The following is a 26,496-nucleotide window of genomic DNA, read 5'->3' on the forward strand; positions in this document are numbered from 1 at the left end:
TCAGCGGTAGTTCTTTGCACGCTGAATCTGATTCGTCGTTATCCGCTATTGTTTTGTGAATAGAGCAAATACTTCTTCCATTGAACAGCACTTGCTGGAGCTGGCAATTCTCCCTGAAAAACCCCCTGGCTGCTGCCGACTGGTTTATATACTGCTTCTATAATATGTTACAAAAAATTTTCAAAATTGCAAAGTAAAATGATTTATTCTGTCCAGCAGGGCAAGGCTCTTTTAATGGACATTTTTTTACTATTGCCCGCTCTAATGCTAAACTATAAGTATTATACTTCCTGTTTATAAACTATTATTAATGATTATACGATATATAAGTAAAGGCCCCGCCGAATTCACTATGAGGAGGAATCCGTATGACTGATGAGCCCAACACAAATCAAGAAGATTTAACTCCCTCCACGAACGAAGGGAAAAGCAAGGAAGAAGCTGAAAAATTCATTGAACGCTTTAAAAGTGAAAAAGATACAGATCAGCTTGTAAGTACTCTCGGTGGTCTTGGGGAAGCGGAGCAGCGCAAAGCCGGTGACTCCCTTGAAGCATTGAAGCGGCCCGTCCGGGAAATGATGGATCAAAAAGACAATGAGCTTCCCGATAAGCTTCATGAATTAAAAACAGTGGTCGGCGAACTTGAACCGGAATATTTGAAAGAAGGCCGCCTGCAGAAAACGATGAACAAAATTTTACGCCGGGATCCGGTCGAACAATACGCGAAAAAATATGAAACCGTGGAATCCCAGGTGGACAATATTATTCACGGCCTACTCGCCGGCCGGGACAAGCTGCAGGAAGACAACGTCATGCTTGAAGAATTAAAAGAAACGGCCATTAAGCGCATTGAAGAACTTGAAATACAGATTGAAACCGGCAAGCAGCTGAATTCCATGCTTGAGGAAGAAATGCTCGAGGAACAATGGCGCGACAACCCGGCCGCTATTCAAAAGGGACAGCAAAAAGTAATATCCCGGGTAAAAAACATGACCCAGGCAGTTATGGTCCTTCAGCAGTCAATTGCTTCAATCGATCTGATTGTCGATAACAATGGAAAGCTCGAGGAAGCGATTTTTAACGCCATTACCATGACGAAAAACATCGTTACCGTCACCGCTTCCATCCAGCTTGCTCTCGGCAACCAGCGGAAAGTGATCAATGCGGTGCAGAGTGTTAACGAATCTACTGAAAATATGCTCACCAACAATGCACGTATGCTGAAAGAAAACACGGCCGACACCCTGAAGACACTCGAAGAGCCGGCGATCGCCCTCGAAACGTTCCAGCAGGCTTACCAGGATGTGTACGAGGCCATCCAGATGACGGAGCAGTCCAATGAACGTATTGTCGCCTCCAGTAAACAGTTCATTTCCGAAATGGACGAATTAAACAAGCAGATGAAGCACAAATTGTTAAACTGATAGATATCAACGTATAGGACGGTGAATCCCTTGGCTAACAGATGGTTCGAACATCCCTGGGTTGAACGCTTCCTGCCGGACCATATGCGCCCGGTGGATGATCATATCTTCTCCGACAGCCACGGATTGTTTATCGTGGAGGAAATGGAAGCCGCAATCGACCGGGTGATTGCCCGCGCGGATGAACTCCGGCAGTCCAGGCGCCTAAAACGCGAAAACGAACTTTTTTTGTTCCGCATGAAGCTGACCGCCCGGCGCATCCGCATTACAAGCTTTGAAAAAGAGCGGTCCCAGGCGGCCATTCAAAAAACAGTGACGATTGACTACGTACGAAGTACTGACGTCCACACTCCGGCTTTTTTGCGGGAAGCGCTGGTGCATTATATGAAAAACGGAAAAATGCATGCCCGCAATATTGAAAAATCGTCCTACTTTCAGCATATTTTCCGCAAGCTTGAAGTACTCGATTACACCCTTCAGGGCCGGGCGCCCCGAGACATTCAGCTGCAGACAGCCGAACCGGTTCAGAAAGAGGAAGTACCGGAGGACGAGCCAGCAAAATGGCATAAAGCGCTCGACCGCTTTCATCAGCACTACGTGAAGCAAAAGAGCAGCCTCCCGGCAGATATTCACCAGGAGCTGCAGCAGATTGACAGCGAGCTTGAGGAGCTGCGCTCTTCGCCCTCCCTGCAGCTTGATGTAGAGGATGAGTATTTGGTCGAGCGGATGCTTGGCCGTGAAATACCGGACCTGATCGAAACGTACAGACTGCTTGAACCAAATCACAGAAATGAGCAGCACGGTGCTCTGCTGCAGGCGCTTGAAGCGATGCGCGGACGGATCAGCTCACTGCGCATGGAACAAAATGACGTTCATGCCCGGAAAATGCGCCAGCTGTTGAAGGTAAACGAAAAAAGATATAGGCAGGAAAAGAAATTTTAAAGGTATAAAGCGAGGTCCATTATGAAACGACAAGAAGCATTCGAGCATCAAGGCCGCCCCGTGGTTGTCGATTACGGCAGATCCGGGGCCTATTACGGTATTTTAGAGCAGACATCCGCCGCCCCCCGGAAAATTTGGGAAGGGCGTGTCCGGATTCAACAGGCCCACCGCCTTCCGGACGTGGAAAGAAAAGAAGCGGTGTATGAATTTAACCTCGAAACCATTACTGTCCCGGGAACAAAAATCTCCGCTGCTGACGACCGTTCCCCTGTTTCCTACGAGCATTCCGTCGTGCAGCTGCTTGAAAAAGAGATCTCTTCCCCACTCGTCTCCTACAGCGATAAAAAAGAATGGAGGCACCTGCTGCATTCTCTTTCCGCTACTTTTACACCGGAACCAAAAGAGCCTCAGGAAGAGTCGTATATTTATTATGAAATTCACCGCTCGCGGGGAAACGTATTCCTCCGGGAGGCGCCGGATGGCCAGGCCCTTGACATTGAAGACTGCCCGTTTGAACTCGAAATTTCCCCGGCCGGTCTTCCCTGGCGCCGCGCGGTCCATTACTACGATATGTATTTCCGAAACGATCACGGCCAGATATTTGAGTTGCAGGAGCATGATCATGTCCGTATTCACAGTGATCAATTCCGGCCATTCGCTATCTTTTTAAATGAACTCGAAGATCCTTCCCGCTACAGCCTGGTTAAAAATATTCATTCCAACGGATTCAGTAAAGACGATCTGGTTGAATGCCATAACCATTTGCTGTACCAATTGATGCAGGAGCCTGAAGAAACTTCTTTTACCGGAGTGAATTTTCTCTACTTCCGAAAACAGCAGTCTGTACTCATCGTGCAGCACCATTATGAACGGGCCCTGCACGCAGACGATGAGGACTATGTGTTTGACCGTTTTGAAATTACGACCGATAAGGGCGTCCGCAACCTGTTTATCTATACAAACTCGTTTGCCCGTGGGAAGTAATTCCCCACTATGCAAAAAAGGCTTTTGAACCGGAGTTCAAAAGCCTTTTTTTTGTGTTCTCGCAGCACGATCCCAGGTTTTCTGATACCAGGAAAAATAAACTGCTTCATCCTTTTCATCCACATCCCGTAAATAAACCGTCCGCCCGGTAACACTGCTGATAACCGAAGCCGAGACCGTATACAGTCTGCGTCTCCGCTGGAAAAAGGACTGGGTGTTTTCCAAATATTGAATACGTCGTTTAGGCACAAAATTATAAATGGCACTCCAGGCTCTTTGCCGGATAATCAGCTGCTTTTCGTCCACTTTCATGCCGGAGCCTTTATAGCATATCCAGCCCCACCAGGTGAAAAACAGCGGCACCACTGCGGCTGCCCATCCGTAAGGCACCCAGATCACCGTCGGAATAAATACCAGCCACCAAAAAACTGAAGCCCGGAACATATATCTTCTTGCCGCGCGTTTTGGCAGTTTGTTCACCTTTTCCGGAATCAATGCCGTGTCGTCAATCTGCTCCATAAAGGTATGTAGCTGCTTCTGGTGAATCAGCGGCAGCAGCATTATCGAATTCTGGCCCCGTTCAGTACTCCCGCCGGCACTGTCTATATAAACCGCCCACATACCGAGCGCCTGTCTGGCTGGATTACTGATAAAACGAATACACGTTATCCGGTGCATTTGAAGCGTAATCTGCTTTCGTTCGAGGAGCCCCCAATTAATTTCAAGATCATTCCCGGTACGGTTCACTTCGAAATTTCCGTGCTGCACGAGCGTCCATGCCGACGAAACAAGCCAGCTTAGCAGCGCTGTCACTAACAGTCCCCCGATAATAAACCAGTAGCTGAGCTCGATTAAAATGCCAATTGACTGCTCGACCCACGCATCGGGAAGAAGATTTCCCACCTGGGAATACAGGCCTGCAAGCGCCGCAAAAATAATACCCGCCCGGCCGGAGGTAAGCCCGGCTGTGAAAATGGTACTCATTGGCACTTTCCAGGAAAACGATGGTTCTGAAGGCTCCGCAGATATGCCGTCCCCGGAAAAATCTTCCGTTGCTTCAGCAGCAGGAGATTTTTGAATCAGAGCCGCCTGAATAATATCCGCCTCTTCCCGGCGGATCGCCTGAATCGAAGCCTCCGCTTCTGCTCCTCCGCCTGCTGTTTCAATATTAAGACGAACAAGACCGAACATCCGCTGAATGATACCGGCAGTGATATCTACCGATTGAACGCGCTGACTGCGGAGAAATCGTTCTTTTTTCACAAAAATGCCGTAATGGATTTGAAGCTCCTTCTCGATCAGACGGTAACGAAAAAAGATCCATTTCATGATGCTGCTCATGATGATAAACAGCACTAAAAGCAAAAAGATCCAGTTGACTGGAAGCGGCCCGGAAGCGTTACCGCCAGCAAAGAAAGTAATAATCAGCGGAAAAAGAAAATCCTTCAGCTGCCGGAAAAATACGGTGACAATGGCTGCCGGATGCATTCGTCTCCATTCATTCATCGTCATCATCCGTCCCCGCCAAAAAGGCGATCCGGTTGCGCAGCTCCGGCGCCGTCTCTTCTTTAAGCGCTGGAATCTCATGCATCCCGGCTGCGGTGGAAATCGTCACAGTGGAAAGCCCATACCGCTTGTATATCGGCCCCTGGGCTGTATCCACGTGCTGGACGCGCACCATGGGAATCAATACGTGTTTAGAAATAATCACACCGTACTGAAGCTCTACCTCTGTCTCATACACCTCGTAGCGCCAGCGCTGCCATTGCCATTTTGGGAGCACCCATGCATACCAGACAGAAAAAAAAACTAAAAATAGCAGGATCGCGCCGAGGGCCCACCGGACCCATTCGGACCATCCAAACCAGAAGGCAAGCACAAGTAAAGCAAAAGGGATGAAAGAAACAATGGCCATTTCAATCATCCCCTTGAAACGCCAGACCGTCAGCGCATCTTCAGATATGCGCTGCGACGGTGCCGGCCTTGTTACATTTTCTTCCTCGTAGATGCCGTCATTCATTCCTCATCCTCCACGTAAATAATCGTGACTCCTTCGTCCTGCAGCACCTTCAGCACTGCATCGTTCAGTGTTTCATCACGAAGAAGACCGAGAGAAGCGGCCAACTCAAGCTCTTTTAAATCGCCATTTTCAGCGTCCTCAATCAGCTCGAGCACTTCCTCCATATTTCGTTCTTCAAGCTGCTGTCGTACTTCTGCTTTCGTCATCGTTCAGGCTCCTTCCCTTCTCGTTTACGACCTGGGCTTTCGCTCCTGCTCCATTTTCTCACTCATCTGCTTCCAGATGGACCCTTTTGCTTCTTTCCCGCCTTCAATTCGTTTCAGTGCGAGCTTAATCTGCAGATCCACTTCAAACTCCGGATCTCCGTCGGCTTCCTTTAACGCCTCCACGGCCGAAGTGTCACCTACTTCATATAAAAACATTGCCGCACGCCAGCGCACCAGCTTGTTTTTGTCCTTCAGTGCTTCGATCATGTCCGGGATCCCCGCAGGATCCCCCAAATCAGAATACGTGTCTGCTGCTGTTCTTCGCACCGTGACCGATGGGTCCTGCATCGCTTTTTGAAGGTCCGGCAGCACCTGAGGATCTTCAAGCATCCCTAAATACACGACCGCCAGCCGGCGGATGGCCGGTTTTTCATCTGCAAGCCCTTTTTGTATAACCGGGAGGTCTTCCATGGAAGGATCCATCTGATCAAAGGCTGCATAGCGCTGTTTCCAGTCCGGCTCCTCCATCATATCCATTGTGACTTTTTTAAATTTCGGCTCTGTGTTTTCTGCTTCCGGAGTATTTGCGATCCGTACCAGGCGTTTCAGCCGCTCTTCCGGATAGGCAGCAGCAATTTCCTCTGCCATCTCACTGCCGATCTGTTCGAGATCCTGACCGTAACGAACCCCGTAATCCTCCCATTTGCGCTGCATCACGATGTTATCGTCTTCAAGCTGGGCTTCAAACGCTGCGGTCTGAAAACGTTCCGGCAGACCCTGACGTTTTTCTTCCTCACCGGACAATAGCTTTATCTGCATCGGTATGTTTTTAAAAATCTGTACCTGTGCCTGTACCTCCCCAAAAGCCTCCTGTGGCTCCTCCGGCTCTTCGGCCGGCTGCTCCACCTCTTCGCCGAACGCCTGGCGCACCTGGGGCAGCAGCTGCTCCCAGTCGGCTTTTGGATGACGCTCGAGGGCCATGAAGTCAGCGACGTGATAGACACCTTTAATGCCTTCGATCTCCAGCAGCTGCTGGATTGGCGCCGGTGCTTCTTCTTTATTTTCCGGTTTATAATTGCTGCTCGTTCCGGCGGGCAGCGATTCGTTAACATTCAGCTTCATCGTATGAGGACTCGGTGTTGGCTCAATGGATGTAATATGCATGATCAATCTCTCTCCTTTAAAATAACGTCCCAATTTGCACGTCTGATTATAGCACAGGAGAAGCCTCTCCTGCCAACCGGCTTGTGCATTTGCATTCCAAACCAGCCCGCTGTTCTGATACACTGTAATAAGATTGTTTCAAAAGCTCATGAGGAGGTTATTACGTTGCAAATTGCACTTCTTTCAGACGTACACGGTAATGCCCGTGCATTAAAAGCTGTTTTAAACGACCTGCACGCTTTATCGGTAGACCATATGTATATGCTCGGGGACCTTGCTTTCCGCGGTCCGGAACCAAAAAATTCGATTGAAACCGTTCAATCCCTGCCTGCAAAAGTATTGAAGGGCAACGCAGACGAATGGATTGTCCGCGGTGTCCGGGAAGGAGAAGTCCCCGAGAGCAAACGCTCGATCATGAATCAGGAGAGGGAGTGGGCCCTCGAACGGCTCTCCACAAATGATGTTAAATACTTAGAAGAGCTTCCCGAATCATTTCTCGATGAGTATGAAGGCTTTCGTTTGTTCGCCTTCCACGCAGTGCCAGGCAGCCTGTTTCCACCGGTTCCGGTCGACAGTGAGGCTTCCGTCTTTGAAGAATCGTTTTTTCAGAAGCAGGAAGCAGACATTTATGTGTATGGACATGTGCACACCCCCTCCATCCGAAAAATTGGGGATAAATGGGTAATCAACACGGGCAGTATCGGCCTTCCGTTTGATGGGGACCCGACACCATCGTACGTCCTTCTGACCATTGAAGATGGGGAGGTCATTCCGGAAATTCGCCGGGTGCCCTACGATACGGATGAAGTTTTAGCCCAGTTTGACGCCAATGATTATCCGAACAGCGACCAGGTAAAGCGTATTATTTCTTCTGGCCGTCCGCCAAAATAACGTTTATTCAATATATACAAAAAACCCGCCGTTCGCGGCGGGCCTTTTTATATGCTGTTCACCTTTTGCAGGCTTTGCATAATATCAATAAACGATGCTTTATCTCCGTACTGCGCCACAATCTCACCATGCTCATCAATAATAAACGTACTCGGCACGCCTTCACATTTATAGCGTCTGTACGTATCCACACCTTCGTCCTGAAGCACTGGAAAACGATAATTGTTGTTTTCCACGTACGTTTTAGGATCTTCTTCCCGCCGTTCGCGGCCGGTCACATTAATCGTCACAAACTGCAGCGGGCTGTCTTCATTCATTTGTTCATAAAACCGGTTCTTCTGCACCAGATCTGCAGAAGAGTCCGGACACCAGGATGCCCAGAACGTTAACAGCACTGGTTTTCCTTTCAGCTGCTCCAGCGACCATTCATCGCCGCTGGACATTTCTTTGAGTTGAAACTGAGGGGCCTGCATAGGAATCCTCCTTTTTATCGGTTAAATCTTTTTTCAGATACGAATGCAGCTGCTCAAGTAAATACGAGCCCGATTGCATTTTGTACAGCCGCTCTCTTTCCTCCCCGCTGTCAAATACGATTAAGCACGGCACACTCTGAATTTCGAGCTGCCGGGCCCGTACAGGGGCAGTATTGATATCCACTTCCAGAAATGAAGCGCCGGCGTACAATTTTTCTATTGGCGCAAGCATACGTTTTGCCAGCTGGCACGTGCCGCACGTAGGGGAGGTAAACAAAACCACCTGGCGTCCGTCCCGCGCTTCTATCTGCTCAAGCTGCTTGTTTGTTATTCGTTCCAATCTGTTTCACCCGCTTTATATCCAAGACCAAAACGACCGCATTTTTAAGATACAGCCGGCCGTTTCGGTCTTTTCTTTTTACTGACTGCGAAAAGCTTCGACAAGCGCCTGGTTGTACGCTGGAATATCCGGTGGACGCTGGCTTGACACGATATGGCCGTCTACGACGACCGGATCGTCCGACCAAATAGCCCCGGCGTTGGTCATATCATCCTTAATACCGGGAGTACTTGTGACGTGCACACCCTGCAGAATGCCTGCGGAGGAAAGCACCCATCCGGCATGGCAGATTTCACCGATGATTTTTTTATGCTCATCCATATGCCGGACGATGGCGAGCACTTCGCTGTAGCGGCGGAGTTTGTCCGGTGCCCATCCTCCAGGCACCAGCACCCCGTCATAGTCTGCCGGATTCACCTCGGCAAGTGCTGCCTCTGACACTGCCGGCACCCCGTGTTTTCCTGTATATGATTTGCCGTTTTCTTTACCGGTAAGCAGTACTTCAGCACCTTCTTCGCGCAGGCGCATGACCGGCACCCACAGCTCTAAATCTTCAAAATCATCTTCGACAAATGCAATAATTCTTTTTCCCTGCAGTGTCATCATGATTCCTCCTTTATCTTACTTTCAGCATTTATTCGGCAGGCTTTAATGTGACGCGGCGGCTGTCCGGCTTCACGTTCCACAGCTCCCCGGGCGACTCAAGCGGCTCCTGTACACAGCGCCGCTTCACCTCGATGGTAAAGGACTCCGTAAACGGAAACGGCTGCAGAGCTATCGTCTCTTCGTCTTCCCAACGGGCATGGATTGTTTCATGATCAAGAGACGCGAACGTCTGGCGGAAGCCGTCCCGGAACCATGGGACCTCCTCATCCTTAGAAGCCCCCGGCGTATTCATGCATATATAAAGGGAGAGATCGTCAAAAAACTGAAGCAGATGAAAATGTTCAGCTGCCATCAGAAAATTCCAATGGTAGCCGGTAATCAGCCGCTGCTGGCGGGCGATTTCCTCCTGCATAAATGCAATTTCCTCCGGTGCCTCGGATTCTTTGAAAAACGAGCCATAGTGGCTGCTGATCAAATACGCCTGGTACGGGTCCTCTTCTTCGAGGGCGTTAATGGTGTTGCGGTAGGCGCCGAGCTTCGGCGGGACCGGGTAATTTACAAAGGATACCGGCCAGCCGTTTTCATCAAGTACCGGCTCTTCATCAAGTGTTTTCCAGGCATCATCGTGGCGGGCCGTGGCCTGAAGCGCCGATGACCAGGACACCTGTTCTTTAAACGTCGTATGGTGCCAGTACTTCATGCACTCTCCGGAAAGAGCCGCATGCTCCTGCTGCATCATTACTTCCACCCAGCCGTTCCGGTTCTCGCTGATCATTGTATCCGCTCCCTTTCTGCCCGTGTATACCGTCTTAATTAGATGAGGAAATTAAACAGCGTTTCCTCTTTATTGATTTCTGTATATTTGATGCCGCGGTCTTTCATTCTCGTCAGAAGCTTATCGTAGTCCGACGGATAGGTGACCTCGATGCCGACAAGCGCCGGCCCGTTGGATTTATTGTTTTTCTTGTTGTATTCAAAACGGGTAATATCGTCGTCCGGGCCGAGTACATCATGAAGGAATTCCCGTAGTGCGCCGGCACGCTGCGGAAAATTCACAATGAAGTAATGCTGCAGTCCTTCATAGATCAATGATTTCTCCCTCATTTCTTCCATGCGGCCGATATCATTGTTTCCTCCGCTGACGATACAAACGACCGTTTTTCCTTTAATTTCTTCTTTATGAAAATCAAGAGCCGCAATTGACAGGGCACCCGCTGGTTCAGCCACAACGGCATTTTCATTGTACAGTTCCAGAATAGTTGTACATATCTTGCCCTCAGGTACGAGCGTGATGCTGTCAAGCAGATCCTTACAAACGTCATATGTGAGCTCCCCCACCCGCTTCACAGCAGCCCCGTCAACAAACTTGTCAATGTAGTCGAGAGAGACGACACCCTGATTTTCAATGGATGCTTTCATACCTGGAGCTCCGGCAGGCTCACAGCCGATAATCTTCGTTGCAGGGGAAATCGAGTTTACGTACGTGCCAACGCCGGATACGAGTCCGCCTCCACCGATGCAGGAAAATAAATAATCGATCGGCTCTTCAATATCATTCATAATTTCCATTCCGACAGTGCCCTGACCAGCGATCACTTTTTCGTTGTTAAACGGATGCACAAATTCCATGTCGTGTGCTTCGCCGTAAGCATTGGCTTCGTAATAGGCATCGTCAAACGTGTCGCCCGTAAGTACTACTTCCACGTATTCCTTTCCAAATAACTTCACCTGCGAAATTTTCTGGCGCGGAGTCGTGTTTGGCATAAAAATATGACCCTTCACCTTCAGCGCCTGGCAGGAGTAAGCCACGCCCTGAGCGTGGTTTCCAGCGCTTGCACATACCACTCCGTTTTCAAGCTTCTCCTTGGGAATGCTGCTCATCATATAGTACGCCCCGCGGATTTTAAATGAGCGCACCACCTGGAGGTCCTCCCGTTTTAAATAAATATTGGCCCCGTAACGTTCAGAAAGCACCTGGTTTTTCTGCAATGGGGTATGCGTGACCACGTCTTTCAGCGTTTGATTTGCGATGATAATGTCTTCAATGTGTATATTCCCCATACAAGCAACGTTCCTTTCTACTTAGCGTGCGTCCACTTCAACTGTGAATGCCCGGTTAACATGATTAGTGTAAATGCTCGAAAGCGGCGGAGAATGTCTCCGCCGCCTTTTGATCCCGTTCAAACCCCTACTATTATAACATGAATATGCACACTGAAAAGCCGTCCGTTTTCCTGCTTTATGCGAAGGGTACATAAATGTTAATACCGGCAGTTCTTTACCCGCCCCAATCTTTGGTATAATGTTAATAGTACACTTTTTCACAAAACATAAAGGGGGATTTTTCATGAACGACATGCTGAAAAAAGGATTTTTTCTGGGACTTGGAGCCGCTTCATATGGGCGGGAAAAGGTACAGACATATCTCGATGACCTCGTAACCAAGGGAAAGATCACACCCAGGGAAGCTGACGAGTGGAAAGAGGAAATGATTCAACGGGGTTCGGCTCAAAGCGACTCCTGGAACAGCCAGGCGAAAAACTCCTTCGAAAATCGGATGGAAAGCATGGGCATCGCCACCAAGCGTGATATTGACCGTCTCGAACAAAAGCTCGATGCCATTGAAAAGGCGATGCACAAACCAGAGGACGAATAACCGCCAATTTTAATTAAAGGAAGGAACGCTTCATGGCTATAACAAAAAGTATCCGGCACGCAAATCGATACAGAAAGATTGCTACTACGCTTGCGAAACACGGCTTCGGATATATTTTGCAGGAAGTGGGACTTTTTCATATTCTTTCTCTTCCCAAGCGCATCATGTCGGATCCCAATGACTGGAACACGCAGTCGATCGGGGTCCGTCTTCGGCTTGTTGTGGAGGAGCTTGGCCCTGCGTTCATCAAACTCGGCCAGCTTGTAAGCACCCGCAGGGATATTTTCCCTCCGTCCATTGTGGATGAACTTGCAAAGCTGCAGGATCACGTTCCCCCGTTTCCATACGAAACGGCCAAATCGGTGATCGAGCATGACCTTCATGAACCCCTTGGCAATATTTATTCCTATTTTGATGAAACTCCCATCGCCGCGGCTTCCATCGGCCAGGTACATAAAGCGGTTCTCCATGACGGCCGGGATGTTGTTGTAAAGATCAGCCGGCCGCATATTAAAGAAATTATCGAACAGGACATCGATATTCTGCGGGATCTGGCCCGGCTTCTCACCCAGCGGTTTCAATGGGCCCGGTTCTATCAGCTTCAGGATGTTGTAGAGGAGTATGTATCTGCTATACGGGATGAATTTGATTACTTTACTGAAGCCCGAAATGTGGAAAAAATGTCCCGGACCCTTCAGCATTTTGATTCTGTCCAGGTGCCTGAAGTGTATGAAGCCTGGTCGTCACGCCGCGTTCTGACCATTGAATATATCGATGGCTATAAGCTTTCCGAGCTTAATTACTCCACTGCCGAGTTTGATAAAAAGAAGCTTGCTCACCATCTGGTGGATTCCTTTTTACACCAGGTGCTTCGCACCGGCTTCTTTCACAGCGACCCTCATCCCGGGAATCTGCTTTTTAAAGAGGGAAACGTGGTCGCCTACATTGACTTCGGCCAGGTCGGCCGCTTGAGCAAAAGCATGCGCAGGCAGTTCATTAACTATGTTATCGCCATGACAAGGCGAAACACCCGGGACGTAGCGGCAGCTATCTATGAAATGGCCGATTTTCCGGAAGATATGGATACAGAAATTTTTGAAGAAGATGTGGAATACCTTCTGTCCAAATATTACGACACGCCGTTTAAAGATATTGAAATCGGTGCAGCCATCAATGATGTATTTTCCACCTCCCACCGGTACGGCATCAGCATCCATAAAGAGTTTACGATGCTTGCTAAAGCCATTATTACCATTGAATCCATTGCCACCGATCTCGACCCGGACTTAAGCATCGTCGAAATTGCCGAGCCCTACGGCAGGATGCTCGTTAAAGAACGCCTGAACCCGCGCGACCGGATCGAGGACGTTTTCCGCGAAGGTAAAGAACAGTTTGGCTACCTGCGTGAGCTGCCGAAGGAGATTCGTTCCGCCCTGAAAAAAATCAATGATGATGAACTGGGCGTCGATATACGCATGCCCCGCATTAATATTTTAATGAACAAGCTTGACCGTATTGGCAACCGCCTAAGCTTCAGTGTCATACTTCTCGCCTTCAGCATCGTAATGGTCGGCTTGATTGTCGGATCCACATTCGGGGATACCAATTCGATTCTCGTCCGGCTCCCTGTCATTGAAATCAGCTTTATTGTGGCGTTCTTTCTCTTCATCTGGCTCCTGTATGCGATTTTCCGCTCCGGACGGTTTTGACCGCCTATACAAAGCAAAGCTGCCGGCAGAAGCCGGCAGCTTTTGTATATCCTTTTACAGCCTGTTTGGCTCTTTTTCGATCGGAAGGTCCGGATAGGAAATCCAGTCGCTCCAGCTTCCGTTATAAAGTCGCACCTGCTCAATTCCGGCTTCTCTCATGCCGAGCACATTGACACAGGCCGTAATACCGGATCCGCAGTAAGAAATAACTTCATCAAAACCCTCGAGCTCCTGAAAATGGTCACGCAGTTCACTCTGCGATTTCCATGTGCCGTCTTCGCGGAGCACATCCTTCCAGAAATAATGATAGGCACCAGGGATATGGCCGGAAACAGCGTCCACTTCCTCATTTTCCCCAGCGTAGCGCTCGTAGCTTCTTGCATCCACCAGCGCTGCATGTTCATTACGCAGCTGCTGCTTTACTTCTTCCAGGTGAACCAGCTGATTCGGCTCGCGGTCGATGATCATCTGCTTCATGAGCGGGGTCGGAATCTCCTCTGTTGTCGGAAATCCTTCCTCCACCCAATGGGAATAAGAACGGTCGAGGACGTATGTATTCGTATGACCCGCATACTGCATCAGCCACCAAAAGCGGGCAGCACCCATACCTCCCTGATCGTCATAAGCTACGACGGTCGTCTGCATGTCTATGCCCCGTTCCGAGAGAACCTGAGCGAAAAAGTCCATATCCGGCAGCGGATGACGTCCCCCGTGGGTCCCGGCCTGGGCGGATAAATGCTTTTCCACATCGATAAAGACAGCACCTGGAATATGATCCTTAACATACGCTTTATGCCCAGCTGCTGCGTCTTTTAGTTCAAACCGGCAGTCCACCACCCGGACATGTTCATCGCGGCGGTGGTCATTCAGCCATTCAGAAGAAATTAGAAAGCTCAACTTACTCTCCCCTTTCTAGGATTCCTGTGTTAACTGTGTTTGAATGCTATTTAGAATAAACTCCACGGCCTGCAGCGTTTCCTTGAATTGTTTTTCTTTCGTTGTCCGCTGGTAAGCCTGAAGAGAGGCATTCATGATGTTATCATATGTGTCTTCCATCTGGGATTCGTGCAGGTACGGGTAGCTTGTTGTCTGCACCCAGGCAGAAGCTTCCTCTTTCCATACATCTGCTTCCCCTTTTACCTTGTCGACAAACGGTTTCACTTCCTCATAAAAATCCGGGCGGTCGTCCCGCTCCTGTACTTCATAAAAAATCTGCTCTGCTTCATCCATGCGCCGTTTCATCTGGTCACAGCTTTCGAAAAGCCCGGGCATCGAAAAACCCCCTCTGATACAAAGAACGCTTCCCTTTAAAGGAAAGCGAATATTTTTAGGATGTGCTTTCTTCCTGATCCTGCTGGTTGCTTACCCGCTGGGCTACTGTTTCCGGCTGAATGGCCGACAGAAGCACGTGATCACTGTCCGACAGGATGATGCTTCTTGTTTTCCGTCCATTAGTCACGTCGATGAGCATCTTTCTTTCACGTGCCTCCTGGATCAAACGTTTTGTCGGGGCAGAATCAGAGCTCACAATTGAAATTACCCGTTCTGCCATCACCATATTGCCAAAACCAATATTAATCGGTGTATCGCTCATGCTATCCCCTTCCTTTCTCGTTCTTTTCTATCCTAACACGAATAACCGAGGCTTTGTCTATCATTCTAAGCACGGCGTACGTAATATCCGGCTGAAATTGTGGTAAAATAGCAGCAGGCAGTAAATTCTAGCAAAGGAAGATTCTCATGGCTTACCGCTACCCAAACGGAAAAGTATACCGTCCGAAAAAAAATGCTTCCTCCCGTCAGGGCCCGCCGGCGGAAAAAAGCTTCGCCAACCGCGGCATGACGCTTGAAGAAGACATTAATGAGTCCAATGAATATTATATCGCACGCGACATCGGCATCATACATAAAAAACCGACACCTGTTCAGATAGTCGATGTTCATTATCCGAAACGGAGCGCCGCGCGCATCACCGAAGCATATTTTAAACAGGCCTCCACCACAGACTATAACGGTGTATTTGCCGGCCGCTACATTGATTTTGAAGCAAAGGAAACGCGCAACAAAACAGCCTTTCCCCTGCAGAACTTTCATGACCACCAGGCAGATCATATGCACAAGGTCCAAAAGCAGGACGGCATCGCATTTGTGCTTCTTCGTTTTGCCGCACACGGGGAGACCTATTTATATGACGCTTCCCGGTTTCTTCACTGGTATTACGGACAGACAAAACGAAAATCCATTCCCTATCAGGAAATCCAGACGCACGGTCATTCAATTCCGCTCGGTCTTCACCCGAGACTGGACTACTTAAAAACCGTGAAGGACGTTTATTTTCATTGAATACGCCTGTAACAAAACAAAAAATTGAACGTCTAATGCCTGGGCACACAGAACCAGATGCTATGCACAACGAAAGGACGAACGTCAATGAGTGACAATTACCGGTCCCGCCAGGAAAAGCGCACGGCCGACCAGAAAAACCCTAAAAAGAAGCAGAAGAAAAACCGCAAACGACCGCTTTGGCAGACGTTCATTATATGGGCCCTTTCGCTCATGCTTGTCTTCATGACTGCCGGTGTCATCATTGTCGCCTATATGATCAATCAGGCCCCTGAATTAGATGCGGAAGCGATAGTATTATCAGAAGCGGCTACTGTATATGACCAGAACGACGAAGAGATTGCCCAGCTGCAAAACAGCAGTAACCGGGAACTAGCCGATATAGAAGAAATGCCTGACTATGCGAAGGAAGCATTTATAGCTGTGGAGGACGAACGTTTTTACAGCCACTTCGGCATCGACGTTCAGCGGATTTTTGGCGCGTTATGGGCAAACGTGACTGACGGCTTCGGATCCCAGGGGGCAAGCACAATTACCCAGCAGGTTGTGAAAAATGCGTTTCTTTCCCCTGATAAAAACATATCGCGTAAAGTCCAGGAACAGTATTTGGCCATTAAGCTTGAACAGCAGTACAGTAAGGATGAAATTCTTGAAATGTACGTTAACCTGATCTATTTCAATCAGGGTGCCTATGGCATCACCCAGGCCGGACAAACCTATTTTGGAAAAGAGGATCCAGGCGAGCTCACGATCGCAGACGCTGCTCTGCTCGCGGCCATCCCGCGCCGGCCTTCGTATTATGACCCGGTTCAAAATCCGGAAAACGCCGAGGATCGCAGAAATCAGATTATTTCCATGATGAATGAACAAGGATATATTACGGATGAAGAAGCCGAAGAGGCTTCCAGCACTCCGGTGGATGAGCAGCTTAACTACCAGCCGCCGGAAAACGAAGTTGCCTATGATTCATTCATGTCATACGTGCAAAACGAGCTCGAAGACTTTGACGGCATTGAGGCCTCAGACATATATACAGCCGGGCTGAAGGTCTACACGACGCTTGACACCGAAGCTCAGGACCAGGCGGAGGAACTCATTCAAAGTTCAGATGCGCTCGACAGCTTTCCAGACAATGAACAGTTTCAGATCGGTTTTACACTGCTTGATACCCAGACCGGAGCAGTGAAAGCCATTGTCGGCAACCGCCAGAGCCCTGATACGGCAATGAGCTATAATTTCGCTACCGATCCTAATCAGCCTGGGTCGACCATTAAGCCCGTCCTGGATTACGGGCCGGCCATTGAAAACATGCAGTGGTCCACGTACCATCAGATCGAAGATGAAGAATACCAGTACCCGGACACAGACACCGATGTGCGAAACTATACCCGGAACTACCGGGGCAGCGTCAGCATGCGTGAAGCGCTGACGGATTCCCTGAACGTCCCTGCAGTAAAAACGCTTGAGGAAGTCGGCCTTGGTAATGCCAGATCGTTTGCAAACGGTCTTGGCCTTGGCCTTGAGGACGTCTACTATGGTTCAGCTCTCGGCGGGCTTGAGCAGGGGGTTTCCTCTGAGCAGATGGCCGGGGCCTACGCCGCTTTCGGAAACGAAGGGGTTTATAACGATCCTCACTCCATCCGGCGGATTGAGTTCCCGGACGGACGAACGATTGACTTTGAACCAGAGCAGGAGCAGGCAATGGAAGACTATACGGCCTATATGATCACGGATATGCTTAAAGACGTCGTCTCCGATGGTACCGGCACCGGTGCCCAGATTGACGGCCTTCCGCTCGCCGGCAAAACCGGAACCACCAATTTCACCGAGGACGAAATGAGTACGCTGAATATTCCCGACGGAGGCGTTCCGGATGTATGGTTCAACGGCTACACTACGAACTACACGGCTTCGGTCTGGGCCGGCTTCGAAACCCGGTCGGAAAATAATTATCTTGTAGACGGGCAGACTGATGCTGCCAAGGATGTTTTCCGCCAAATCATGCAGCAGGTCAGCAGCGGCATCGACACTCCCGACTTTGAACAGCCGGAGTCTGTAGTATCAGTGCGGCTCAATGAAGAGACTGGGGAGCGCGCTACGTCAAACACCTCTGACGCTGACACCATTACTGAACTGTTTGTAGAAGGCGAGGTGGACGCCCAGGTCGCTGAACCATCCTCTGATAACGGCTCGGATAACAGCGGGGATTCAGAAAGCGGCGAGCCTGCCGGTGACAGCGGTTCTGAGGAAACAAACGACTCTCAGAATGAGCCTGAACCTGCAGAGGAGCCTGCGGAAGAAACTGGGGAAAATGAAGAAAATACAGAAGATACACCGGAAGAGACTACAGAGCCAGACCAGGAAGAAAATGGCGAAACTGAACAGTCTCCGGCAGATGAAGATTCAGGTGCCTCCGAAGAAGGCCGCGAAGAAGAAACAGACACGAGCGGTGAGGAGCCTGCAGAATCCGAGCCGGACTCCGGCGGCGAAAGCGACACCGGTGAAAATACCGAAGACGAAAGCTCTGGGGACACAGAGCCGGAAACAGATACCTCTGGTGAAGAAGAGCCTGCTGAAACCGAAGACAGCCCTTCTGAACCCGAACAGGAATCAGGAACTAACGAATAACAAAAACCGCACTGCCCCAAAAGGCGTGCGGTTTTTGCTATACCTGAACATGGTCTTCTTTTCTCGTTAACGGAGCAAGCTTCTCCCATTCTGTCTGCAATACGGAATAATAGCTCTGGTCATACCACGTAGACAGTCGATCGAATTCCTTGTCGAGCGCCTGCTTGTGTTCGGCATAAATATAATCAGACGCTGCTTTAACACCGTTCTCTATTTTTTCTTCAAGCTCCTGCGCCACTTCTTTCGTTACTTCCGCAGCAGCACTCTGGACATTTTCCCCGTACGCCTCTTTCAGGGTTTTTATTTCCTGATGCACAAAGAAGTCCTTTGCCGAACGGAAGTACGTTTCATATGCCTTCGCATCCACCTCAAGCTCAAGCGTCTTTTCCGGCTTTGGGATAAAAGAACGGCTGGCGTCAGGAATCTGAAACATCGGGAAATCCGCCTGAACCTCCCTGTACTGTTCTTCGGTCTCCTGCTTCAGCTGCCGTTTCATTAATTCCTCCAGACGGATGAACGCCGTTTCTCTCTCCTGCCCTGCCTGCACCAGTATCTCTTCTTTAATTTCCATCAGTCTTCCGGACAGCTGCCTGCGCTGTTCTTTTCGTGAGGATCCGTCTATAGTGACTGGGTTCACCACTTTATTAAAGTAATCCTGATAGAATAAATACAAGCGCTTGCGCACGTGAATCAGCCGTTCTTCGGTGTCTGAAGCGAGTTCTTTTCGCAGCCGCTCCATATGAAAATGTTCCGGCACTTCTTTATACTGGCCGAGCTTTTGCTTCAGCCGTTCTGCTTCTGCAGCCACGCTTTTTGCATCGTGCTTCTGCACCTGCAGCGCCCGCCCAAGCTGTTCTTTTAAATTAAGCGCCTGTTCGATGACATACTGCTGCTGCACGACAAGAAGCTCCTGCCAGATTTGTCCGGATAAATAGTTTTCAAAGGCTGAAAACATTTCGTCTTCCCTGCCCTGCTGCTTTTCCTCCAGCCCGCGCTGGCTTGAAACAGGAAGCAGAAACGGCTCCTCAAACCCATTCTGCCGCAGCTGACCGCGCACATGGTTGACAACCTGACGGCGCTCGTTCTCGTCCCTTGCCAGATCTGCGGCATTGATCAGAAAGTACAGCTTATTTTGTTCAAATTCTTCATTTGCCCGGGAGAGCTGCTGGATGAATCTTTCATCGGCATCCGAGAACGCATGATTAAAGTACGTGACGTAAAAAATGGCGTCCGACTGACGCAGGTGATCAAATGCGACATTGGTGTGGCGTCCGTGGATCGAATTCACCCCCGGCGTATCGGTCAACACCAGGCCCCGATCCGTCCAGTAACTCCCGTAATAAAGCGTCACCTGTTTGACAAGACACGCCTTCTGCTCATCCGCCACCCAGGACCCCCAGTCCTCCATCCCAATCGTGCGGGTCTCCCCGAGTGTGGAGCGGTGTTTTTTGATGCTTTCCTGCAGCGTGAACATGTACTGGCTGTAGGTTTCCATCCGTGCATCCCGGGTGCGGTTCGGCTTTCTCCATTTTTGGATGGAGGCAAGCGTGTACACTTCCCCGAGCTCCTTTGATACGGCCTGAATTTCTTCGTCAAGAAAAGCCTCATCCTTCAGCTGCAGAATAACCGTACCGTGTGTGTAGTCTTTTTCCGGGGCCCGCACAATATTTACGGCCGCTGTGGTCGGATGCGGCGAAACAGGAAGTGCCGGAGCACCGAGAAGCGCATTGATAAAGCTAGACTTCCCGGCACTGAAAGCACCAAAGACTGAAACGTGAAGCTCCTGGTTCTGCAGATTTTCACATAAACGCTGCAGATGCTTCTTTTCCTCTTCGATTAACGGAGATTCGGAAGAATCGGCGGCAAAGGCCTCCACCATCTGGATTTCTTCGCTGTACGAAGGAAGCTCCTTTTGTCCGGGAGAAGCACTCTCCTGCTCTTCCACCGCTTCATCCTCCCGGGAAATGGAGATCTCCGGAACATCGGACGGGGCCTCTTCGCTCATCATCTGCCGGATTTCCTGCTCCCATTCCCGCCGGGCGGATACGCTTTCCATCTGGCGCTCCACCTGGGCGATTTCCTGCTCCAGCCGTTTTTTTTCCTCTTTCCATCCATGCTGAAGTTCATTTAATTTCGTTTGCTCTGCTTCTGTTAAAGCCGGGCCCGCGGCGGAGGTAAGCACACGCTCTTTTTCTTCAAGCAGCGGCTCCGCCTGGTCCTTGAACCGCCTGGTAATTACGCCGGCCAGCTGGTCGGTTACTTGAAACACATACTGCCTGCCGGTTTCACCTTCTGGAATAAAGGGCTCCAGGTCCGCGTGTTCAAGCTGTACATCAATATTTTGCACCTGGTCAGCATAATCGGCACTGTGGGAGGAAACGTCCTGCTTTTCCGGCTGCAACAGTTCACGCACATGGAACGTCAAAGACGCTTTAATATTTTCATTTATATCTGAAAGCAGGGCCTCCGCCCGTTCCTTGCGGGCTTCTTCCGTTTTTCGTTTTTTATTAAACAGGGAGCCTGCTTTGAACCCCGGCTGCCAGCTTTCAAGCCAGTCCCTGGCTTTATCCACAGTGGAGGCTGGAAACAAATGAGCCTGATCCAGCGTTCGCTTCCATTCCCTGAACCAGCTGCTCCATCTTTCGTCACTGTCCGGCTGATCGTTATCATCCATCAGCTGTGCAGGTAAGCCGGCATGCTCCGCCCGCTCCTGCCAGTCTTCGAGGGCTGTCTGCTGTTCCTCCCGCAGCCTGTCACGGATTCGTGACAAAACGGTCTGGCGCATCCGTTCCTCACTTCTTTCCAGCAGCTCGCTTCCGTGGTACAGAAGGCCGCGTACATGAGAGGAGAATGTTTTCAGTTCATTGTCCGGGTGCTGCTCATCGCGCATGGAAATATAATATGTGGCAAGCACATGCACCTGATTTCGTTCAAGCGTCGCAGCAATCTGGTTGCGGTAGGACCGCATCGTGATTTCTTCTTCCCGGTGCTTGTCCATCTGATTGATAACAAAAATAATCGGTTTGCCCTCCGCTGTCAGCTGCTGTAAAAACCGGATGTTTGTTTCCGACTGGGCATGATTGTAATCCGTCACGTAAATAACAGCATCGGTCGACAGCAGTCTCTCCATTGTTACTGCCTGATGCAGCGGATCTGTCGAGTCCACCCCCGGCGTGTCCACCATCCGGCTGTAAGATCCTAAAAATGGCAGCGGGGCCTGCATACGGATCGATCTGATATCCGCTCCGTCCCTGCCCCACTTCTGCACTTGTCCCCACGGGATATCGGATTCCCAGGCTTTTGTCTGGCCTTCGCCCGTTTCAACCTCGAGCCCAAGCTCCCCGTTTTCAATCGATATAATATTGGCGCTTGTTGGAATCGGACTCGCGGGCAGCAGCTCGTTTTGAAGCAGGCCATTTAATACGGTCGACTTTCCGGCTGAAAAATGCCCGCAAAAAGCAACTTCAAAATAAGGATGCTCAATTTTTTTTTGCACGTCTTCAAGCATCGCGGTTTCTGCCGGATCCAAATGCATGTCTGTCTGCAGCCATTGTTGTTCCCAACCGCTCGTATATGCCATATTTTACTCCTTTATCATTCGTGATTTCGGGAGCGCTTTGCCAGCGCTTCTTTTTTCTTCACTTCTGTGTACAGCTCCTTCAGCTGAAGGTAGGAATGAAAATAATTCGGATACTCAAGCAGAAAGCCGAGACGCTCCTCTACGTTGATCGGCTTATGTGCAAGCTTCCTGCTTTCTGCGATCAATTCCTCCGGCTCTGCCGAAGGCACCGGCCGTTCGTTCATCCAAAACAGCGTGCACAGCCAGTGGGCGAGCCCGAGTCTCATGTATGGAGCTGCCTTTTCCTTGTCTCGTTCGTCCCAGCATTCATCCAAAAAAGGCAGATGCTCTTCCCACCACTGCATAAATCCTTTAATGTGCTGATTAATGTTTTCCTGCCACGGAGGTGTACCGGCGATGCCGTTGTCATAGGCGATCTCATACCAGAACGGGTGGCTCAGAGCCGCCGTCTGCCGGTCTGTTTTTTCATCTACTTCGATCTGCGTTACAGTATAAAAAATTTCGTGCTGAAATGACGCTGGAATTTGTATGTTTACCATGCTGCACCTTCTTTCCGCATCCGTTTTTGCCCTTCCCTGCAGTAGTCAAGCACTGGACAGGACGGACACTGGGGGGCCTGGGACTTGCAGTGGTAGCGGCCGAAAAAAATAAGCTGGTGATGCATCTGGGACCATTTTTCTTTTGGCAGCCGCTTCATCAGCGTCTGCTCCACCTGGGTGACGTTGTCTTTCCATCTGCATATGCCCAGACGCTTGGACACCCGCTCAACATGCGTATCCACCGCAATGGCCGGTACCCCGAATGCTACCGACGCTACCACATTCGCCGTTTTTCTGCCGACGCCCGCAAGCTCGACCAACTCTTCCTGTGTTTCCGGCACGCGCCCGTCATGGCGTTCGAGCAGAGACGCCGAAAGCTTTTTTAAATTTTTCGCTTTATTGCGGTAAAGTCCAATCGAACGAATAGCCTGTTCAATATCCTCAAGCGGTGCCTCAGCGAAGTCCTCCGGGGAGCTGTACTGTTCAAACAATCCAGGGGTCACTTTATTCACCAGTGCATCGGTTGCCTGGGCGGAAAGCACGACTGCCACCAGCAGCTCAAAGGGATTGCGGTGATTCAGTTCACATTCCGCTTCCGGAAACATGTGCTCGATCCGTTCAATCACAACTTGTAAATCTTTATTCGTTAATGCCATTTTTTTCTCCTCTACTCTTCATCCAGCCAGTTAATATTGGGGTATTCCGGCAGTTTTTCCGACTGGGCCGCCTGCGTGCGCCGTCCGCCTTTTTGTTTAAACTGTTCGGTCTGGGCCTTAGCATCTTCTTTGTTCTGAATGCCTTTGCGCTTCCATTCGTGCAGCATCCGGTCCATGTAGCGAAGACTGAATTTCTGATTCATGACCGCTTCTTTCAGCGCAATCTGGATCATATCCGGCGAGTAATGATCCTGGTCGAGCCAGACGTTAATCGTTTCCCACTCCATTGGGGAAAGCGGGCGGGAAAACTCCTGCTCAATGTTTTGAAACAGATGCTGCTCTTCAATCTGATCCCCTTCCCCGGACGGGACCTCCGCTGTAAGAGCCTGGCGGAAAAAAGGATAGAGGGAGTATGATTCCTGCCGGATTTGGTCGCGTTCAAATTCATCAATCTGCAGCAGATTGCGTTTAATCATCGACCGCAGGCAGCCTGCACATTCATTTTCATCCATACTCATTTTTTCAGCCAGTTCTTTCGGTGTTGGAAGCGGCACATTGTTCTGGCCGAAACGGTATATATGCAAAAGCATCATTGCTTCTGTCTCATTCAGCCCAACCTGCTGGTATTTGTCCAGAATAATTACTGGAATGGAAAGGTGCCCGTGCATGAGTGCTTCTATTTCTTTATCTTTGTTCATCTGTTTGTCCTCCTTCTCACCCGGCCGGCTGTCGGCAAAGTGCATAAAGGAAAACCCCCGGGACGGGGGCTTTTTCTCTTATGGATACAGCCTGTTTAACAAACGCGGAAACGGTATCGTTTCCCGGACGTGTTCGGTGCCGGCAATCCAGCCGACCGTCCGTTCCAGACCGAGACCGAATCCGGAGTGCGGCACGGTGCCGTATTTTCTTAAGTCCAGATACCAGCCGTAGGCTTCTTCCGATAAGTTGTGTTCTTCGTACCGCTGCTTCATAAGCTGCGGATCATCGATGCGCTGACTGCCGCCGATAATCTCCCCGTAGCCTTCCGGAGCAATAAGGTCGGCACAGAGCGCAGTTTCCGGATAGTCCGGATCAGGCTTCATGTAAAAAGCTTTGATTTCGAGCGGGTAATTAGTAATAAACACCGGCTTTTGAAACTGCTCCGCGATATATGTTTCGTGCGGAGCCCCAAAATCCTCGCCCCAGCTCACTTCGTAGCCAGCCTCCTGCAGCATCTCCACCGCTTTGTCGTACGTGATGCGCGGAAACGGCGCCTGGATGGCTTCGAGCTTGGAGGTGTCGCGCTCCAGCGTCGTAAGCTCCTGGCGGCAGTTGGCAAGCACCGCCTGCACGACATGGGAGACATACTGCTCCTGAATTTCGAGACTTTCATTATGATCGCAGAAAGCCATCTCCGGCTCAATCATCCAAAATTCAATCAAGTGCCGGCGGGTTTTTGATTTTTCCGCCCGAAATGTCGGTCCGAACGAAAACACGCGCTGAAAAGCGAGGGCCGCTGCTTCCATATACAATTGACCGGACTGGGACAGGTACGCATCTTCATCAAAGTATTTCGTATGAAAAAGCGATGTCGTCCCCTCCGCCGAGCTTCCGGTCAGAATCGGCGGATCCACCTTAATAAACTGATTCTCCCGGAAAAAAGCGTAGGTTGCCTGAATGATTTCATCGCGTATACGCAAAAGTGCGTGCTGCTTACGCGAACGCATCCACAGATGACGGTTGTCCATTAAAAATTCTGTGCCGTGCTCTTTCGGGGTGATCGGGTAAGGCTCCGCTTCCTGGATAATTTCAAATCCGGTCACCTGAAGCTCCACCCCGGTCGGCGAACGGTCGTCTTCTTTTACTGTCCCGTCCACATACAGCGAGCTTTCCTGGGGAAGGTTCTTCGCCTGGGCGAACAGCTCTTCGCCGACATCATTTTTCACAATGACCCCCTGCACAAAGCCAGTGCCATCCCGCAGCTGTAAAAAGGCAATTTTGCCGCTCGAGCGCTTATTGGCCAGCCATGCACCAAATCTTACTTCCTGGCCGATATATTGATTCAAACGTTCAATAGTTGCTTTCACGATAGTCCCTCCGGTTCGTCCTGTTTATACTTATTGAATTATTTTTCTACGAAACGGCGGATTCTCGCCACCGCTTCTTCAAGCTGCTCCAGGGAAGTAGCGTAGGAAAGGCGCACGTTTTGCGGAGAACCGAAGCCGCTGCCTGGAACCACTGCTACGTTTTCTTCCTCGAGCAGCGCCTTTACCCATTCGTCAACATCTTTATACGAAGCAGCTGCCTCCTCAACGTTTGGGAACAGATAAAAAGCGCCTTCCGGCTTCACGCAGGTGATTCCCGGAATCGAAACAAGCTTGTCGTAAATGGTGTTCAGCCGTTCGCTGAATGCCTGGCGCATCGTCTCAACAGCACCGTCATCCTTCGTATAGGCAGCGATAGCTCCGTACTGGGCGTTCGTCGTCGGGTTGGATGTTGAATGGCTCGCAAGGCTAGTCATTGCCTTTACAATAGCACGGTTGCCGGCTGCGTAGCCTATTCTCCACCCGGTCATCGAATGGGATTTGGAAACGCCGTTGACGATGATGGTCTGTTCCTTTAGCTCCGGGGAAAGCTCTGCTATGGAAGTGTGCTGCTTGTCCCCGTAAATCAGTTTTTCATAAATCTCATCGGAAACAATCAGCAGCCCTTCCGCTTTCGCGGCTTCGCCTAGCGCCCGCAGCTCCTCCCGGCTGTACATGGTGCCGGTTGGGTTACTCGGAGAATTAATGATGACGGCCTTCGTTTTTTTCGTTACAGCCCCGCGCAGCTGCTCTGGAAGAATTTTAAACTGGTTTTCTTCCTTACCGTCCACAAATACCGGGCGCCCGCCAGCAAGCTTGACCTGTTCCGGATAGCTGACCCAGTAAGGCGTCGGGATAATCACTTCATCGCCTGGATCAAGGATGGTTTGAAACAGCGTGAACAAAATGTGCTTGGCACCGGTGCCGACGATGATTTCGTCGCGGATATAATCAAGGCCCTGATCCTGCTTAAACTTTTGAATGACTGCATCCTTCAGTTCCGGAAGGCCGCCGGAAGGAGTATATTTCGTTTTCCCTTCCTGCATGGAACGTACGGCTGCATCAATGACGTACTGCGGAGTATTAAAATCCGGTTCGCCGGCGCCGAGGCCGATCACGTCCTGGCCGGCTGCCTTTAGTTCATTGGCTTTGGCAGTGATCGCCAGGGTTGTTGAAGGGGTAATTTCTTTCACTCGTTGGGACAATTCCATACTCTTTCCTCCTCAATAGTTTCCGTTCTCAATCTATCCATAGTTAGTGTAAAGAAAAGCG

General features: G+C 50.1%; 26 protein-coding genes. 8 read left to right on the forward strand and 18 right to left on the reverse strand.

The annotated features are described in order from the left end of the window. The first annotated feature begins 368 nt into the window (after nt 1–368). Genes Q0757_RS07515 through Q0757_RS07525 form a run of 3 tightly spaced genes read left to right on the forward strand, consistent with a single transcriptional unit; the run spans nt 369 to nt 3,350 of the window. Nucleotides 369–1,424 carry a toxic anion resistance protein gene (locus Q0757_RS07515; protein ID WP_298785871.1) on the forward strand — a complete coding sequence of 352 codons (1,056 nt, stop codon included), beginning with the start codon at nt 369–371 and terminating at the stop codon, nt 1,422–1,424. A gap of 30 nt (nt 1,425–1,454) precedes the next feature. Next, nucleotides 1,455–2,366 carry a hypothetical protein gene (locus tag Q0757_RS07520; RefSeq protein ID WP_298785874.1) on the forward strand — a complete coding sequence of 304 codons (912 nt, stop codon included), beginning with the start codon at nt 1,455–1,457 and terminating at the stop codon, nt 2,364–2,366. Between the two features lie 21 nt (nt 2,367–2,387). Next, on the forward strand, nt 2,388–3,350 hold the full coding sequence (locus tag Q0757_RS07525; RefSeq protein WP_298785876.1) for a DUF2777 family protein: 963 nt from the start codon (nt 2,388–2,390) through the stop codon (nt 3,348–3,350). Between the two features lie 36 nt (nt 3,351–3,386). Here the strand turns inward: Q0757_RS07525 and Q0757_RS07530 are convergent, their stop codons facing one another. Genes Q0757_RS07530 through Q0757_RS07545 form a run of 4 tightly spaced genes read right to left on the reverse strand, consistent with a single transcriptional unit; the run spans nt 3,387 to nt 6,740 of the window. After that, nucleotides 3,387–4,865, reverse strand: coding sequence for a PH domain-containing protein (locus Q0757_RS07530; protein WP_298785878.1), 1,479 nt, complete (start codon nt 4,863–4,865; stop codon nt 3,387–3,389). Further along, nucleotides 4,849–5,370: a PH domain-containing protein gene (locus tag Q0757_RS07535; protein WP_298785880.1), complete on the reverse strand. Its 522-nt coding sequence runs from the start codon at nt 5,368–5,370 to the stop codon at nt 4,849–4,851. The genes Q0757_RS07530 and Q0757_RS07535 overlap by 17 nt, the downstream gene beginning before the upstream one ends. Then, on the reverse strand, nt 5,367–5,576 hold the full coding sequence (locus Q0757_RS07540; RefSeq protein WP_022792221.1) for a hypothetical protein: 210 nt from the start codon (nt 5,574–5,576) through the stop codon (nt 5,367–5,369). The genes Q0757_RS07535 and Q0757_RS07540 overlap by 4 nt, the downstream gene beginning before the upstream one ends. A gap of 24 nt (nt 5,577–5,600) precedes the next feature. Then, the gene (locus Q0757_RS07545) at nt 5,601–6,740 is read right to left on the reverse strand and encodes a conserved virulence factor C family protein (protein WP_298785885.1); all 1,140 of its coding nucleotides are present in this window, start codon (nt 6,738–6,740) and stop codon (nt 5,601–5,603) included. 165 nt (nt 6,741–6,905) lie between these two features. Between Q0757_RS07545 and Q0757_RS07550 the strand changes: the two genes are divergently transcribed. Then, nucleotides 6,906–7,631: a metallophosphoesterase gene (locus Q0757_RS07550; protein ID WP_298785888.1), complete on the forward strand. Its 726-nt coding sequence runs from the start codon at nt 6,906–6,908 to the stop codon at nt 7,629–7,631. Between the two features lie 47 nt (nt 7,632–7,678). Here the strand turns inward: Q0757_RS07550 and Q0757_RS07555 are convergent, their stop codons facing one another. From Q0757_RS07555 to ilvA, 5 genes are all read right to left on the reverse strand, one after another. After that, complete coding sequence (locus Q0757_RS07555) at nt 7,679–8,104, reverse strand: TlpA disulfide reductase family protein (protein WP_298785890.1); 426 nt, start codon at nt 8,102–8,104, stop codon at nt 7,679–7,681. After that, entirely contained in the window at nt 8,058–8,444 is a 387-nt protein-coding gene (locus tag Q0757_RS07560; RefSeq protein WP_298785892.1) for a thioredoxin family protein, read from the reverse strand. The genes Q0757_RS07555 and Q0757_RS07560 overlap by 47 nt, the downstream gene beginning before the upstream one ends. 78 nt (nt 8,445–8,522) lie before the next feature. Beyond that, nucleotides 8,523–9,047, reverse strand: coding sequence for a type 1 glutamine amidotransferase domain-containing protein (locus Q0757_RS07565; RefSeq protein WP_298786162.1), 525 nt, complete (start codon nt 9,045–9,047; stop codon nt 8,523–8,525). A 31-nt stretch (nt 9,048–9,078) separates the two neighbouring features. Further along, nucleotides 9,079–9,825: a DUF3891 family protein gene (locus Q0757_RS07570; protein ID WP_298785893.1), complete on the reverse strand. Its 747-nt coding sequence runs from the start codon at nt 9,823–9,825 to the stop codon at nt 9,079–9,081. Between the two features lie 38 nt (nt 9,826–9,863). Continuing rightward, nucleotides 9,864–11,111: a threonine ammonia-lyase IlvA gene (gene ilvA, locus Q0757_RS07575; RefSeq protein ID WP_298785895.1), complete on the reverse strand. Its 1,248-nt coding sequence runs from the start codon at nt 11,109–11,111 to the stop codon at nt 9,864–9,866. A gap of 286 nt (nt 11,112–11,397) precedes the next feature. Between ilvA and Q0757_RS07580 the strand changes: the two genes are divergently transcribed. Continuing rightward, the gene (locus Q0757_RS07580; RefSeq protein WP_298785897.1) at nt 11,398–11,706 is read left to right on the forward strand and encodes a phasin family protein; all 309 of its coding nucleotides are present in this window, start codon (nt 11,398–11,400) and stop codon (nt 11,704–11,706) included. A gap of 32 nt (nt 11,707–11,738) precedes the next feature. Then, nucleotides 11,739–13,415: an AarF/ABC1/UbiB kinase family protein gene (locus tag Q0757_RS07585; RefSeq protein ID WP_298785900.1), complete on the forward strand. Its 1,677-nt coding sequence runs from the start codon at nt 11,739–11,741 to the stop codon at nt 13,413–13,415. Between the two features lie 54 nt (nt 13,416–13,469). Here the strand turns inward: Q0757_RS07585 and Q0757_RS07590 are convergent, their stop codons facing one another. From Q0757_RS07590 to Q0757_RS07600, 3 genes are read right to left on the reverse strand one after another with little or no spacing between them, the layout of a single operon-like run. Further along, nucleotides 13,470–14,312: a sulfurtransferase gene (locus Q0757_RS07590; RefSeq protein WP_298785902.1), complete on the reverse strand. Its 843-nt coding sequence runs from the start codon at nt 14,310–14,312 to the stop codon at nt 13,470–13,472. A gap of 15 nt (nt 14,313–14,327) precedes the next feature. Further along, on the reverse strand, nt 14,328–14,687 hold the full coding sequence (locus Q0757_RS07595) for a DUF1798 family protein (RefSeq protein ID WP_022792232.1): 360 nt from the start codon (nt 14,685–14,687) through the stop codon (nt 14,328–14,330). Between the two features lie 55 nt (nt 14,688–14,742). Beyond that, a complete protein-coding gene (locus Q0757_RS07600; RefSeq protein ID WP_022792233.1) occupies nt 14,743–15,009 on the reverse strand; it encodes a DUF370 domain-containing protein in 267 nt (88 codons plus the stop codon). Between the two features lie 146 nt (nt 15,010–15,155). On the opposite strand from Q0757_RS07600, the gene recU reads away from it, so the two are divergent. Together recU and Q0757_RS07610 are read left to right on the forward strand one after the other, a co-directional pair. Next, nucleotides 15,156–15,758 (forward strand): Holliday junction resolvase RecU, encoded by a 603-nt coding sequence (gene recU / locus Q0757_RS07605; protein ID WP_298785907.1) that lies wholly within the window; start codon nt 15,156–15,158, stop codon nt 15,756–15,758. Nucleotides 15,759–15,845: 87 nt separating this feature from the next. Next, nucleotides 15,846–18,386, forward strand: coding sequence for a PBP1A family penicillin-binding protein (locus tag Q0757_RS07610; RefSeq protein ID WP_298785908.1), 2,541 nt, complete (start codon nt 15,846–15,848; stop codon nt 18,384–18,386). A gap of 37 nt (nt 18,387–18,423) precedes the next feature. On the opposite strand, the gene Q0757_RS07615 is transcribed toward Q0757_RS07610, so the two are convergent. The 6 genes from Q0757_RS07615 to Q0757_RS07640 all read right to left on the reverse strand — a co-directional run bounded on the left by Q0757_RS07615 (nt 18,424) and on the right by Q0757_RS07640 (nt 26,435). After that, a complete protein-coding gene (locus Q0757_RS07615; protein WP_298785910.1) occupies nt 18,424–21,966 on the reverse strand; it encodes a dynamin family protein in 3,543 nt (1,180 codons plus the stop codon). A 14-nt stretch (nt 21,967–21,980) separates the two neighbouring features. Next, nucleotides 21,981–22,505, reverse strand: coding sequence for a YpoC family protein (locus Q0757_RS07620; RefSeq protein WP_298785912.1), 525 nt, complete (start codon nt 22,503–22,505; stop codon nt 21,981–21,983). Then, nucleotides 22,499–23,161: an endonuclease III gene (nth, locus tag Q0757_RS07625; protein ID WP_298785914.1), complete on the reverse strand. Its 663-nt coding sequence runs from the start codon at nt 23,159–23,161 to the stop codon at nt 22,499–22,501. Before nth ends, Q0757_RS07620 begins: the two co-directional genes overlap by 7 nt. A gap of 11 nt (nt 23,162–23,172) precedes the next feature. Continuing rightward, a complete protein-coding gene (locus tag Q0757_RS07630) occupies nt 23,173–23,859 on the reverse strand; it encodes a DnaD domain protein (protein WP_298785916.1) in 687 nt (228 codons plus the stop codon). A gap of 78 nt (nt 23,860–23,937) precedes the next feature. Beyond that, nucleotides 23,938–25,227, reverse strand: a complete 1,290-nt coding sequence (gene asnS, locus Q0757_RS07635) for an asparagine--tRNA ligase (RefSeq protein ID WP_298785918.1) — start codon at nt 25,225–25,227, stop codon at nt 23,938–23,940. Between the two features lie 38 nt (nt 25,228–25,265). Next, nucleotides 25,266–26,435 (reverse strand): pyridoxal phosphate-dependent aminotransferase, encoded by a 1,170-nt coding sequence (locus Q0757_RS07640; RefSeq protein WP_298785920.1) that lies wholly within the window; start codon nt 26,433–26,435, stop codon nt 25,266–25,268. Nucleotides 26,436–26,496 lie beyond the last annotated feature (61 nt).

Origin of the sequence: uncultured Marinococcus sp. (genome assembly GCF_947493875.1) — a bacterium.
GTDB lineage: Bacteria > Bacillota > Bacilli > Bacillales > Marinococcaceae > Marinococcus.

Bases quoted from the DNA above. Each gene is read 5' to 3' on its own strand.
- Q0757_RS07515 (WP_298785871.1), top strand. From the start codon at position 369: ATGACTGATGAGCCCAACACAAATCAAGAAGATTTAACTCCCTCCACG.
- Q0757_RS07525 (WP_298785876.1), top strand. From the start codon at position 2,388: ATGAAACGACAAGAAGCATTCGAGCATCAAGGCCGCCCCGTGGTTGTC.
- Q0757_RS07530 (WP_298785878.1), bottom strand. From the start codon at position 4,865: ATGATGACGATGAATGAATGGAGACGAATGCATCCGGCAGCCATTGTC.
- Q0757_RS07535 (WP_298785880.1), bottom strand. From the start codon at position 5,370: ATGAATGACGGCATCTACGAGGAAGAAAATGTAACAAGGCCGGCACCG.
- Q0757_RS07540 (WP_022792221.1), bottom strand. From the start codon at position 5,576: ATGACGAAAGCAGAAGTACGACAGCAGCTTGAAGAACGAAATATGGAG.
- Q0757_RS07545 (WP_298785885.1), bottom strand. From the start codon at position 6,740: ATGCATATTACATCCATTGAGCCAACACCGAGTCCTCATACGATGAAG.
- Q0757_RS07555 (WP_298785890.1), bottom strand. From the start codon at position 8,104: ATGCAGGCCCCTCAGTTTCAACTCAAAGAAATGTCCAGCGGCGATGAA.
- Q0757_RS07565 (WP_298786162.1), bottom strand. From the start codon at position 9,047: ATGACACTGCAGGGAAAAAGAATTATTGCATTTGTCGAAGATGATTTT.
- Q0757_RS07570 (WP_298785893.1), bottom strand. From the start codon at position 9,825: ATGATCAGCGAGAACCGGAACGGCTGGGTGGAAGTAATGATGCAGCAG.
- ilvA (WP_298785895.1), bottom strand. From the start codon at position 11,111: ATGGGGAATATACACATTGAAGACATTATCATCGCAAATCAAACGCTG.
- Q0757_RS07580 (WP_298785897.1), top strand. From the start codon at position 11,398: ATGAACGACATGCTGAAAAAAGGATTTTTTCTGGGACTTGGAGCCGCT.
- Q0757_RS07585 (WP_298785900.1), top strand. From the start codon at position 11,739: ATGGCTATAACAAAAAGTATCCGGCACGCAAATCGATACAGAAAGATT.
- Q0757_RS07595 (WP_022792232.1), bottom strand. From the start codon at position 14,687: ATGCCCGGGCTTTTCGAAAGCTGTGACCAGATGAAACGGCGCATGGAT.
- Q0757_RS07600 (WP_022792233.1), bottom strand. From the start codon at position 15,009: ATGAGCGATACACCGATTAATATTGGTTTTGGCAATATGGTGATGGCA.
- recU (WP_298785907.1), top strand. From the start codon at position 15,156: ATGGCTTACCGCTACCCAAACGGAAAAGTATACCGTCCGAAAAAAAAT.
- Q0757_RS07610 (WP_298785908.1), top strand. From the start codon at position 15,846: ATGAGTGACAATTACCGGTCCCGCCAGGAAAAGCGCACGGCCGACCAG.
- Q0757_RS07615 (WP_298785910.1), bottom strand. From the start codon at position 21,966: ATGGCATATACGAGCGGTTGGGAACAACAATGGCTGCAGACAGACATG.
- Q0757_RS07620 (WP_298785912.1), bottom strand. From the start codon at position 22,505: ATGGTAAACATACAAATTCCAGCGTCATTTCAGCACGAAATTTTTTAT.
- nth (WP_298785914.1), bottom strand. From the start codon at position 23,161: ATGGCATTAACGAATAAAGATTTACAAGTTGTGATTGAACGGATCGAG.
- Q0757_RS07630 (WP_298785916.1), bottom strand. From the start codon at position 23,859: ATGAACAAAGATAAAGAAATAGAAGCACTCATGCACGGGCACCTTTCC.
- Q0757_RS07640 (WP_298785920.1), bottom strand. From the start codon at position 26,435: ATGGAATTGTCCCAACGAGTGAAAGAAATTACCCCTTCAACAACCCTG.